This window comes from Rhizobium sp. Root1220 (assembly GCF_001426265.1).
Classification (GTDB): Bacteria; Pseudomonadota; Alphaproteobacteria; order Rhizobiales; family Rhizobiaceae; genus Rhizobium.
This window is the reverse complement of sequence record NZ_LMDG01000007.1, coordinates 99,446-112,012: the sequence shown is the minus strand read 5'-3', so window position 1 is coordinate 112,012 and position 12,567 is coordinate 99,446. Positions and strand designations below refer to the sequence as shown.

Here is a 12,567-nt window from a genome sequence, read left to right as displayed (position 1 = left end):
GTTTTCGGCTTCTTTTCCGCCTGAATTGAATGGTGATCGTGTGCGATAGCTGTCGATCCGTCCTAGCACTACTTTGGCAGAATGTATTTTGGCGATCTGAAGCGGATTCTGCAGTGAGGACATCGTTCTGGGGATGACGCTGATAGGAGGATGTTTATGACCGCGCGTCGGATGGCTGGCAGTGTCGGTTTAGGCGGGCCGTGCCTCTTCCTTTTTTTCCCGCTTTGCCTTGTGTAGGCGCTGATGTTGCAGGAAGGCGTAAGCGATCATTGTCATCAGCGCGTGTCGATGCAGACCTTGCCATGATCGGCCTTCAAAGTGATCAAGGCCGAGCTCTTCTTTCATTTGTTGATGCGCTTGCTCGCAGACCCATCGGGCTTTGATGGCAGCTGCCAGCTGCTTTAAGGTTGCTTCGGCCGGCAGATTGGAGAGATAGTATTTGCGTTCGTCGTTCGAGCGCCATTCGCCCACCAGCCACGCCTCTTCGCCCGGCATATGCTGCTGTCCCTTGTCGAGGATACGTTGCGGACTACCATCAGCGATCCGAATACGGAGCGCAGCAAAGCGCGCTGTCAGGCGACCTTTCGTGCCGCGACGCCAACTGACCTTTTTCCAGGAAGATGCTTCCAGGATCGTTTCGGCAGCCATCGATACGGTGTCGGGGATCGAATGCTTGCGCGGCCTGCCAAGACCGGAAACCGGAAAAATCAATGCGACATCATGGGGGTAGACCTTTTGATGTTTGGGAATACCGACAGCCCATATGAGGCCACGTGCACTCAGCCCCTGGCGAAACGCGGCCGATAAACCATAGCCGGCATCGGCGAGCACGGTGCCAAACCGCACCCCCGCCGCAATCAGCCTGTCAATCTCGTCGAGCGCGATCGTCGGCTTGGTGCGGGATATGCGCATCTCCTCGGGAACACCAGCCTTCACCATCCGATCCTGATTACTGGTCCAGCTTTCCGGCAAGAACAGTCGCAAGCCCACCGGAACGGGAACCTCATCGCGTGCCAGCGTCAGCGATACCAGCGTCTGGCAATTGGCGCGTTTGCCCAGCATCGAAGCATATTGCGGAGCGACCCCGACCGAATGATCGCCCTTCTTCGGCAAGCCCGTATCGTCGATCACCAGAAAGGCATCTGAAGCTCCGACTATTCTGTCAGCCTGCACAGCCAGTTCCGTCTCAAGCGGACCCGCGTCCCAAATACCATCCGAGATGAAATGATGCAGGCGGTCGTAGTGATCGGGCGCAAGGCGTTCCGCCATCGGCTCGATACTCTTGCGATCACCTGGCCCGATCAGGCCCGAAATATATACCGGGCACATCTGCCGCCGCTTCTTGTGACCGAGCTTCTCAACGAACGGCTTCAGCCAATCCGTCAGTGCAATATCCTGATCCACCATCCACCGCACCCCTTTTGAGGTGCCAAAGATGGCCGATCATCGTTAACNTCTCAACGAACGGCTTCAGCCAATCCGTCAGTGCAATATCCTGATCCACCATCCACCGCACCCCTTTTGAGGTGCCAAAGATGGCCGATCATCGTTAACCGCCGGTTAATCTGCCAAAGTAGTGCTAGGCTCTAGGCTCTAGGCTCTAGGCGCTGGTGTTGCGGTTGTCACGCGCTGGCGGCTCGCCTCACCATGCGAGGTCCAAACGATCCAGTCCATGAAAATGATAGACGTCCTTGACCGAGGGCGTCCTTGCCAATCGCAAACCTGGGAGCCGCTCGAACAGGATCGGCAGAACGATGTTCAGTTCCAGCCGCGCGAGCGGCGCGCCGATGCAGAAGTGGATGCCGGCGCCGAAGGAGAGGTTCGGTGCTTCGTTGCGGCTTGGTTTGAAGCTGAGAGGTTCGCTGAACTTCGCCGGATCGAGATTGGCCGCGGCAAGGATAAGGCTGACCTTGTCGCCGCGCTTGAAAGCGATGCCGTCGACCTCGACGTCCTCCAAGGCCCAACGTTGGAAGATATGCACCGGTGCGCCGATGCGCAGTGATTCTTCGATCGTCCGTTCGGTGGACGCTTCATCCGTGAAAAGCTCGCGCGGATCGTAGCCGCTCTCCAGAATGACACGAACCGAGTTTCCGATCTGATGCACGGTCGCCTCATGGCCGGCATTGAGCAACACGATCGTCGTCGAAACAAGCTCGTCCTCCGATAGATACTGACCTTTGTGCTCCGTGTGGATCATGTGTGTCAGGAGGTCGTCCCGAGGATTGGCGCGACGCTCGGCGATAACGGTCTTCACGTAGTCGGAAAACTCCTTTGCGGCCGTTTCCGCACCGTCTTCATCTTCCCTCGTTCGGCCGAAGAGGTACATGCGGATATACGCGTGCGACCATTTCAGGAGTTGCGGCCCCATCTCCTCCGGGATGCCGATCATGCGGGCAATCATCGTCACCGGAACGATGTCGGCAAACGCCGAAAGCAGCTCGACCTCGCCGGCCTTCTCGAAATCATCGATCAGCCTGTTTGCGAGCTCAGCAAGCTCCGGCTTCATTTTCTCGACGTGTCGCGAGACAAAGGCACGGTTGACGAGGGTTCGAAGGCGCGTGTGTTCCGGCGGCTCGAGCTCGAGCAGGGAAAATCGTTCCGCCAGATCGAAGTTCGCCACATGCTGATCGGGTTCGGGAAGCCCAAGATCTTCGCGCGAGGCAATGTGTAGAATCTGCCGACCGAAACGCCGGTCGCGAAGCAGGCCGTTCACATGCTCGTAGCCGGTAAAGAACCACTGCTTCTGCTGTTTCCAGTAAAAGGTGGGACAATGGGCATGCAATGCGGCGTAGACAGCATTCGGATTGCCGTAGAATGCCGGATCGCGGGCGTCGAGGGATACGTGGCGCGTGGCCGGGTCGATGGAGAGAAAGGGTGGGATCATCATGCCTTCAGGCTTAGCGGATTTACCGAGCCCCGAAAAGCCAGCTTCGGAAAGATGATCAGCCGCGTGCGAGCGATCCAACCCGACGAAGCGCATGGATCTGGTCATCCAGCGTGGGGACGAGCTCGCCGCTCCGGTGATCGGGCTCGGCCCGCGCCGGTGCCGCAGTTTCGGCTTCGCCAAAAATGACGGTGCAATTGCGGCCTGCTCCCTTGGCGGCATAGAGCGCGCGGTCGGCCGCAGAAACGAGCTTGTCCCTGTCGCCTTGTATTGCGGAGGCGAGCGCGACACCGATGCTGACCGTGACAGGGATGATTGCATCGCCGGTGCTCACCGGGACGCGGCAAAGCTCCGCGCGGATCGATTCGGCCAGCGCCTCGGCCTCGGTCTGATCGGCGACCGTCGCGAATGCCGCAAACTCCTCGCCACCCATGCGACCGAAGACGCCATCCGGAATATACTTGTGGGCCAGTCGCGCAAAAACGGTCAGGACGGTGTCGCCGGCCTGGTGACCGAAGCGATCGTTGACCCGTTTGAAATAGTCGAGATCGAACAACAGCACTGCCACCTGACGCTTGGCATCGAAAGCCCTGGCCTGAACGGCCTCGAACTGGCCGAAAAGACCGCGGCGGTTCAGGACACCCGTCAGCGAGTCCGTCAGGCTCAGCAGCCGTAGCTGTCTCTCGGAACGTTCCATGATCATCATGCAGGTAAGCGCGCAGGCGAGCGTTAACAGAAAGCCGGTTGCGAGCGCGGCACCGCCCGCGAAGTTGGCCGCCTCCGCGTCGGAGGGAACAAAAAGCGCCATCGCCACGGCCGTGCCGAAGCAAAGGCAGCTTTGCACGACGAAGACGGCACAGAGCTTGGTCCTTGATCCTTCGCGGCGAAGGCCCGTGCTGCCGGCCGCCATGGCGAGGGCCGTCGCGCCGGTCGCCGAGGCGAGGTTGTAGAGAATGACACGATTGCCGTAGTCGTCATTTACCCACGGCAGGAAGATTCCTGCGAGCCATACCGCCGGCGGAAGCAATGCCCACCACTCCGCCTTGCGGCGATCGAGCGCCAGGTAGCCGACCACCCAAGCGGTCTGACCGGTCAAAGCAATCGCGTTTCCCGCTTCGATGGACAGGATGCCGGGTATATGTCCGCGCAGGGCAACCATGGCAAAGCCGATGCCGCTGAGCAGAAAGCCGATGCTCCAATAGAGATACGCCTTGTTCCGGACGTTATGGCGCCAGGCCATCAACGCCACCAACGCAAGCGTCATGGCCTCTGAGCACCAAATGGCCAGTCCGGTCGAAACATTAAACACTGCAACACCCCTCGTATTGCGCGCATCCTTTCCGAAGAAGCTGGCGACTTCATTAACCGCTGCCCGCACCGAGGCTTTTTGTTTCCATACTTTGCGATAGGCTTTCTATCGGGTAAATGCATATGAGCGATCGCGAACGTATTTAGGAATTCTTCATCCTGCTGCCGAGAAATGCTGTTGGCAGCTGTGGTGGTAGCTCGCAGTTAACAGGCCTTTTCGGGAAAGAAGACTAAGGCGGCCGCAGGTTATTCAGATTCGGCGACCGGCTCTCTTGACGTTATCCGTCGGCGCGTCTTGAAGAACAGGGCAGTGAAGCTCTATGTAGGGATAAGCATTTTCTTTGATTCCCGGCGTCGGGCCGGCAAGACGTTGACAAAGGACGCACATGAGAAACCCAGTCGATACCGCTATGGCCCTCGTGCCGATGGTTGTGGAACAGACCAATCGCGGTGAACGCTCCTACGACATCTATTCGCGCCTGCTCAAGGAACGCATCATCTTCCTGACAGGTCCGGTCGAGGACCACATGGCGACGCTCGTTTGCGCCCAGCTTCTTTTCCTCGAGGCAGAAAACCCGAAGAAGGAAATCGCGCTCTACATCAATTCGCCGGGTGGTGTCGTCACCGCCGGCATGGCGATCTACGACACGATGCAATTCATCAAGCCGGCGGTCTCGACGTTGTGCATTGGTCAGGCCGCCTCCATGGGCTCGTTGCTTCTGGCGGCCGGCGACAAGGATATGCGCTTTGCAACGCCGAACTCCCGCATCATGGTGCACCAGCCTTCGGGCGGTTTCCAGGGGCAGGCGTCGGACATCGAACGTCATGCACGCGACATCCTGAAGATGAAGCGCCGTCTGAACGAGGTCTACGTGAAGCATACCGGCCGCACCTATGACGAAGTTGAAAAGACGCTCGATCGTGACCATTTCATGGATGCGGTAGAGGCGCGCGACTGGGGTGTGATCGACAAGGTCCTCACATCTCGTGCCGAAATGGAAGGTGCTGCGGCCTGACGAGATGCATTCATGGTGTTTTATCCGCCACAGTTCTATCTCATTTGTGATCGAACAAGGGCATAAACCCGGTGGCGGGTGAAGCAATCTCGAGTATTAATGCTATGTTGGATTTTTGTGACATAGCATGGCTTCGAAGGGGAATTCGTTGCCGCCGGCGCTAGGACACATTGTCTGCACCGGTTTTTGCCCCCTGAACGGCCTTGGCCGGCTGGAGCTCCAAAGTGGAGCAGGCCAATGAGTGGACCGTTATTTCACCTTGAAATGCGGCGTGCTGGAAGGAAAGTGATATGAGCAAGGTCAGCGGCAGCAACGGCGGCGACTCCAAAAACACCCTCTATTGTTCGTTCTGCGGAAAGAGCCAGCACGAAGTCCGGAAGCTTATTGCCGGGCCGACCGTTTTCATCTGCGATGAATGCGTTGAGTTGTGCATGGACATCATCCGCGAGGAAAACAAATCCTCGATGGTCAAGTCCCGCGACGGCGTTCCGACGCCTCAGGACATCATCAAGGTTCTCGACGAATACGTTATCGGCCAGCGGCAGGCGAAGAAGATCTTGTCGGTCGCCGTCCACAACCATTACAAGCGGCTTGCCCACGCCTCCAAGAACGGCGAAGTCGAGCTGGCGAAATCGAACATCATGCTGGTCGGTCCGACTGGTTGCGGCAAGACCTATCTTGCCCAGACGCTCGCTCGCATCATCGACGTGCCCTTCACGATGGCTGACGCAACGACGCTAACGGAAGCCGGCTACGTCGGTGAGGACGTCGAAAACATCATCCTGAAGCTTCTGCAGTCCGCGGATTATAACGTCGAGCGCGCCCAGCGCGGCATCGTCTATATCGACGAAGTCGACAAGATTTCGCGCAAGTCCGACAATCCGTCGATCACGCGCGACGTGTCGGGCGAGGGCGTGCAGCAGGCGCTTCTGAAGATCATGGAGGGCACCGTCGCTTCCGTTCCTCCTCAGGGTGGCCGCAAGCATCCGCAGCAGGAATTCCTTCAGGTCGACACCACAAACATCCTGTTCATCTGCGGCGGCGCATTCGCTGGCCTCGACAAGATCATCTCAGCCCGTGGCGAGAAGACGTCGATTGGCTTCGGTGCGACGGTCCGAGCCCAGGACGAGCGCCGCGTTGGCGAGGTGCTGCGCGAACTGGAACCTGAAGACCTGGTGAAGTTCGGCCTCATTCCGGAATTCATCGGCCGTCTGCCGGTCCTGGCGACGCTGGAGGACCTCGACGAGGATGCGCTCATCCAGATCCTCTCGGAGCCGAAGAACGCCCTCATCAAGCAGTATCAACGCCTGTTCGAGATGGAAGACGTCGAATTGACCTTCCACGAAGACGCCCTGCGCGAGATCGCCCGCAAGGCGATCACCCGCAAGACCGGTGCCCGAGGCCTGCGCTCGATCATGGAAAAGATCCTGCTCGACACGATGTTCGAGCTTCCGGCGCTGGAAGGTGTCCGTGAGGTCGTTATTTCCGAAGAGGTCGCCCGCGGTTCTGCCCGTCCGCTCTACATCTACGCGGACCGTCAGGACGAAAAGGCGAACGCTTCTGCCTGACGGCCTAGTGGTATCGTTTTGATACGAACCGTGATTTTAAGGGGCTTGCCGTCGGCGAGCCCCTTTCTATTTGAAAAACCATGCGCGGCGCTGATAAATCTTGTAAATCTTGCTTATGAGGCCGGAAACGGTCTCTGTTGCCGTTGCGAATTACCGCGCCCTTGGCAATTATGGAATGATTCCGTTGGTGTGTTTCGGCCTTGTATTTCGCCGGTTCGGAAGTGTTAAGCACTGGTGCAGTCTCGTGCCCCTAGCAATAGGTGTTCCGTTGTAGCATAGCTGTCATGCCCAGGGGAACGCGGGGCATGGAACAGCTTGAAAAGCGTAATCAGAACCTCCACTTGTTGTGTCAAGTGAGAGTGCGGCCGGTCCCAGCGGCCGCGCCAGAAGAGCCCGGCAACGGGACGATGGAAAGGAAATAAAATGACGAAGAAAACGTCAGTTGCGAGCAGCCTTGCATATCCGGTTTTGCCCCTGCGCGACATCGTGGTTTTCCCGCATATGATCGTGCCGTTGTTCGTCGGCCGCGAGAAGTCGATCCGTGCACTTGAAGAGGTCATGGGGTCGGATAAGCAGATCATGCTCGTGACACAGATCAACGCGAGCGATGACGATCCGGAACCGTCTGCCATCCACAAGGTTGGCACTGTCGCCAACGTATTGCAGTTGCTGAAGCTGCCGGACGGCACCGTCAAGGTCCTCGTCGAAGGCCGCGCACGCGCCGAAATCGACGCTTACACGGACCGCGAGGATTTCTACGAGGCGCTCGGTCACGTGCTCGAAGAGCCAAATGACGATCCGGTCGAACTGGAAGCGTTGAGCCGCTCGGTCGTGTCTGAATTCGAGAGCTACGTGAAGCTCAACAAGAAGATCTCGCCAGAAGTCGTCGGCGCTGCAAGCCAGATCGACGACTACTCGAAGCTTGCCGATACGGTTGCTTCACATCTGTCGATCAAGATCACCGAGAAGCAGGAGATGTTGGAAACCACCAGCGTCAAGGCTCGCCTCGAAAAGGCGCTCGGCTTCATGGAAGGTGAGATCTCGGTCCTTCAGGTCGAGAAGCGCATCCGCTCGCGCGTCAAGCGCCAGATGGAGAAGACCCAGCGCGAGTACTACCTGAATGAGCAGATGAAGGCGATCCAGAAGGAGCTTGGCGACGGCGAGGAAGGCCGCGACGAGATGGCCGAGCTGGAAGAGCGCATTGCAAAGACCAAGCTGTCGAAGGAAGCCAAGGAAAAGGCCGATGCCGAGCTGAAGAAGCTCCGGCAGATGAGCCCGATGTCGGCTGAAGCGACGGTTGTCCGCAACTATCTCGATTGGCTGCTCGGCATCCCGTGGTCGAAGAAGTCGAAGATCAAGACCGATCTTCACAACGCCGAGACAATCCTCGAAGCCGATCACTTCGGTCTCGACAAGGTCAAGGAACGCATTGTTGAGTATCTGGCGGTTCAGGCACGCGCGACCAAGATCAAGGGTCCGATCCTGTGCCTCGTCGGACCTCCGGGTGTCGGCAAGACCTCGCTCGCCCAGTCGATCGCCAAGGCGACCGGCCGTGAGTATGTCCGCATGGCGCTTGGCGGCGTTCGCGACGAAGCCGAAATCCGCGGTCACCGCCGTACCTACATCGGTTCGATGCCCGGCAAGGTCATCCAGTCGATGAAGAAGGCGAAGAAGTCCAACCCGCTCTTCCTGCTCGATGAAATCGACAAGATGGGTCAGGATTTCCGTGGCGATCCGTCGTCAGCTCTACTCGAGGTCCTGGATCCGGCGCAGAACTCGACCTTTATGGATCACTACCTGGAAGTCGAATACGACCTGTCGGACGTGATGTTCATCACGACGGCGAACACGCTGAACATCCCTGCGCCGTTGATGGACCGCATGGAAGTCATCCGTATCGCCGGCTACACCGAAGACGAAAAGCGCGAGATCGCCAAGCGGCACCTGCTGCCGAAGGCCATCAAGGAACACGCACTGCAGCCGAGCGAGTTCTCGGTCAGCGACGATGCCCTGATGGCGATCAGCCAGCAGTACACCCGTGAAGCCGGTGTTCGTAATTTCGAGCGCGAATTGATGAAGCTCGCCCGTAAAGCGGTTACCGAGATCATCAAGGGCAAGACGAAGTCGGTGCATGTCACGGCGGCGAATATCGACGACTACCTGGGCGTTCCGCGCTTCCGCCATGGCGAAGCCGAGCGTGAGGATCAGGTCGGCGTTGTCACCGGTCTGGCTTGGACGGAAGTCGGCGGCGAACTGCTGACGATCGAAGGCGTGATGATGCCGGGCAAGGGTCGGATGACCGTTACCGGCAACCTGAAGGAAGTCATGAAGGAATCGATTTCCGCGGCGGCATCCTATGTCCGCTCGCGCGCCGTCGATTTCGGCATCCAGCCACCGCTCTTCGACAAGAGCGACATCCACGTGCACGTGCCGGAAGGTGCAACGCCGAAGGATGGTCCGTCGGCCGGTGTCGCCATGGCAACCGCGATCGTGTCGATCATGACCGGTATCCCGGTCAACAAGGACGTGGCGATGACGGGTGAAATCACCCTGCGTGGCCGTATTCTTCCGATCGGCGGCCTGAAGGAAAAGCTGCTTGCAGCGCTTCGCGGCGGCATCAAGAAGGTGCTGATCCCGGAAGAAAACGCCAAGGATCTGGCGGAGATTCCGGACAACGTGAAGAACAACATGGAGATCATCCCGGTATCGCGCATGGGCGAGGTGATCAAGCATGCTCTGGTCCGCAGACCGGAGCCGATCGAGTGGGATGGCACGGTGGAAACACCGGTTATCGCAACGGTCGAAGGGCTCGATGAAACGGGTGCAACCATAGCTCACTGAGTTATGTTTGCCACATTCGTGCCAAATTGCTTAAAAACCCTGAAAAGGCTGGCGAAAACGCCAGCCTTTTTTTGTGAAAACCCTACGTGGACGCTTGCATTTCCTTGATTTGCAGGGTCTTTGGGGTGCGGCGGGCCTGATGCGTTCCATTCTGCGCCTAGCTTATAGATTTGAGTCGTTTCGAACCATTTTGAAAGGGGTGGAAACATGAACAAGAATGAACTCGTGTCCGCAGTTGCCGAAAAGGCAGGACTCTCGAAGACCGATGCTGCTTCCGCAGTCGACGCTGTTTTTGACGTTGTCCAGGCTGAGCTCAAGGGCAAGGGCGATGTTCGCCTCGCTGGTTTCGGTAGCTTCACCGTTTCCCATCGCGCTGCCACGAAGGGCCGCAACCCATCCACCGGCGCTGAAGTCGATATTCCGGCTCGCAATGTGCCGAAGTTCACGCCCGGCAAGGGCCTGAAGGAAGCCGTCAACGGCTGATAGTTTTCTTGGGAACCGGGCGACGAGGCCGGTGCTCCAGGTTTTTGAAGGGTTCGGCGAAAGCCGGACCCTTTTTGCGTCTCGCCCTATTGAATCGAGCTGCCGCTGTGCCCGTCGCTCGCTCAAAAGTTATCTCTTTGTCATGCCTCTGTCATGACCGTCGCGGAAAACCCGAGAGTTCGAATTTTCGACGCAGGGGGATTTCATGACGACGTTTTCGCGCAGGGCAGCGCTTGTTGCCGCGCTTCTCACATCTGTCGCCTTTCCGGCAGCGGCAGAGCAGGTTTTCAACCGCATCGCATCCTTTCCCGTGGCAGCCAATCTGCCGGCTGACAAGGACAAGCTTTCAACGACCTCGGCCGAGATCATTGCGGCTACCGACGATGGAATGACGCTGATTTATAGCGACAGCCCTCTCGGTGCGATTGGCTTCGTCGATATCTCCGACGCCAAGTCGCCGAAGGCCGGCGGTGCGTTGATGATGGACGGCGAACCGACGTCCGTTGCGTCCGCTGCTGGCAAGGCGCTGGTCGCGGTCAACACTTCGGAAAGCAAGGCCAAGCCATCTGGGCGCCTGGCAATCGTCGATGTCGCATCGAGGAAGGTTGAAGCGACCTGCGATCTCGGCGGCCAGCCAGATTCCATTGCCCTCAACAAGGACAAGACACTCGGCGCAATCGCCATCGAGAACGAGCGCGACGAAGAGATCAACGACGGCAAGATTCCGCAGATGCCGGCGGGTGATCTCGTCGTCTTCCGCCTGAAGGACGGCACTGTCGATTGCGGCTCGATCCAGCACGTTGCACTGACGGGCCTTGCCGGTGTCGCGCCGGAAGATCCCGAGCCTGAGTTTGTCTCTTTCAATAGTCAGAACGAGATCGCGCTGACGCTGCAGGAGAACAACGAGATCGTCATCATCGATGCGATCACCGCCAAGGTGAAGACGCACTTTTCCGCAGGCAGCACCGATCTGGCGGGGATCGACACAAAGCGCGACGGTGCGCTGAAGTTCTCCGGCGAACTCAAGGGCGTTGCGCGCGAACCGGACGCGGTGAAATGGCTCGACGACGAGCGTCTGGTCGTCGCCAACGAAGGCGACTATCAGGGCGGATCGCGCGGCTTCACGATCTTCGACAAGAGCGGTAAGGTTCTTTATGAATCCGGTGCGTCTTTCGAGCGTGCGGTCGCCGGTATCGGTCACTATCCGGACAAGCGTTCGTCAGCCAAGGGTGTCGAGCCGGAGGGGCTTGAGGCGGCGACGTTTGGTGGCCAGCCGTATTTCTTCCTGCTTGCCGAGCGCGCTTCTGTCGTCGGCGTCTACAAGGACACCGGAATGGAGCCGGAACTCGCCCAACTACTCCCTTCGGGCGTTTCGCCAGAAGGAGCCGTGGCTATCCCCGGTCGCAATCTCCTTGCCACTGCAAACGAAGTTGACCTCGGCGAAGACGGTGGCCCGCGCTCGCACGTGATGATCTATGAGTTTGCAGAAGGCGAAAAGGCATATCCGCAGATCGTCGCAGCCGAGAGGGATGGCAACCCGGTCGGTTTTGCAGCTCTCTCGGGTCTTGCCGCTTCTCCGGGGAAGCCTGGTCAGTTGTTCGCCGTCAGCGACAGTGTTCTCGGCATGCAGCCGACGATCTACACGATCGATGCCACCAAGAAGCCGGCGCTGATCACTGAAACCCTGACCGTAAAGCGCGATGGCCAGCCAGCGCAGAAACTGGACATTGAAGGTGTCGCCGTCGACGAGAAAGGCTGGTTCTGGCTTGCTTCCGAAGGCAATAGCGAGAAGCTGGTGCCGCACGCTCTCTACCACGTTAATCCGAAGGGCGAGATCAAGGAAGAGATCGCGCTGCCGAAGGAATTGACCGACAACGAGATCCGCTATGGTCTCGAGGGAGTGACGATCGTCGGCTCCGGCGATGACGCCACCCTCTGGATGGCGGTGCAGCGGGAATGGAAGGATGACGAAAAGGGCTTCGTCAAGCTCGTCTCCTACAAGCCAAAGAGCAAGGAATGGGGTGCGGTGCGCTACCCGCTCGATAGATCCGAAGCGGGCTGGGTTGGCCTCTCCGAAATCTCCGCCCACGGCGACAGCGTCTACCTCATCGAGCGCGACAATCTTGTCGGCGATGCGGCAAAGCTCAAGAAGCTCTACAAGGTGGCAATTGCCGATCTGAATCCCGGCAAGCTTGGTGGCGAACTGCCGGTCGTGAATAAGGTCGAAGCGCACGATTTCCTGGACGAGCTCAGGACGGCGACCAACGGCTACGTGCTCGACAAGCTCGAAGGGTTCGCCTTCGATGCGTCCGGCAAAGCCTTCGCGGTCACCGACAACGACGGGGTCGATGATTCGTCCGGCGAGACGCTGTTCTTCCCGGTCAATCTCGTCGGCACCAACTAAGTTCCGCAGTATGAAAACGGTAGTGGCCGGGCATAGACCCGGCCGCAACCTTCCTTCGAGTGG

At 58.6% G+C, this 12,567-nt stretch carries 8 protein-coding genes; 5 read left to right on the top strand and 3 right to left on the bottom strand.

All coding sequences use genetic code 11. The annotated features are described in order from the left end of the window. Window positions 1-189: 189 nt before the first annotated feature. The 3 genes from ASC90_RS07740 to ASC90_RS07730 form a co-directional block, all read right to left on the bottom strand. Entirely contained in the window at window positions 190-1,407 is a 1,218-nt protein-coding gene (locus tag ASC90_RS07740; protein ID WP_056537811.1) for an IS701 family transposase, read from the bottom strand. A gap of 235 nt (window positions 1,408-1,642) precedes the next feature. Continuing rightward, window positions 1,643-2,887 carry a cytochrome P450 gene (locus ASC90_RS07735; RefSeq protein WP_056537837.1) on the bottom strand — a complete coding sequence of 415 codons (1,245 nt, stop codon included), beginning with the start codon at window positions 2,885-2,887 and terminating at the stop codon, window positions 1,643-1,645. Between the two features lie 55 nt (window positions 2,888-2,942). After that, window positions 2,943-4,148 carry a GGDEF domain-containing protein gene (locus ASC90_RS07730; RefSeq protein ID WP_056537835.1) on the bottom strand — a complete coding sequence of 402 codons (1,206 nt, stop codon included), beginning with the start codon at window positions 4,146-4,148 and terminating at the stop codon, window positions 2,943-2,945. A gap of 430 nt (window positions 4,149-4,578) precedes the next feature. Here ASC90_RS07730 and clpP point away from each other — a divergent pair, with 430 nt between their 5' ends. The 5 genes from clpP (at window position 4,579) to ASC90_RS07705 (ending at window position 12,504) form a co-directional block, all read left to right on the top strand. Continuing rightward, window positions 4,579-5,208: an ATP-dependent Clp endopeptidase proteolytic subunit ClpP gene (gene clpP / locus ASC90_RS07725; protein WP_056537809.1), complete on the top strand. Its 630-nt coding sequence runs from the start codon at window positions 4,579-4,581 to the stop codon at window positions 5,206-5,208. Window positions 5,209-5,498: 290 nt separating this feature from the next. Next, entirely contained in the window at window positions 5,499-6,776 is a 1,278-nt protein-coding gene (gene clpX, locus ASC90_RS07720) for an ATP-dependent Clp protease ATP-binding subunit ClpX (RefSeq protein WP_056537806.1), read from the top strand. A gap of 423 nt (window positions 6,777-7,199) precedes the next feature. After that, entirely contained in the window at window positions 7,200-9,617 is a 2,418-nt protein-coding gene (gene lon / locus ASC90_RS07715; RefSeq protein ID WP_056537803.1) for an endopeptidase La, read from the top strand. Window positions 9,618-9,824: 207 nt separating this feature from the next. Beyond that, window positions 9,825-10,100 (top strand): HU family DNA-binding protein, encoded by a 276-nt coding sequence (locus ASC90_RS07710; protein ID WP_056537800.1) that lies wholly within the window; start codon window positions 9,825-9,827, stop codon window positions 10,098-10,100. 205 nt (window positions 10,101-10,305) lie between these two features. Continuing rightward, entirely contained in the window at window positions 10,306-12,504 is a 2,199-nt protein-coding gene (locus tag ASC90_RS07705) for an esterase-like activity of phytase family protein (RefSeq protein ID WP_056537797.1), read from the top strand. Window positions 12,505-12,567 lie beyond the last annotated feature (63 nt).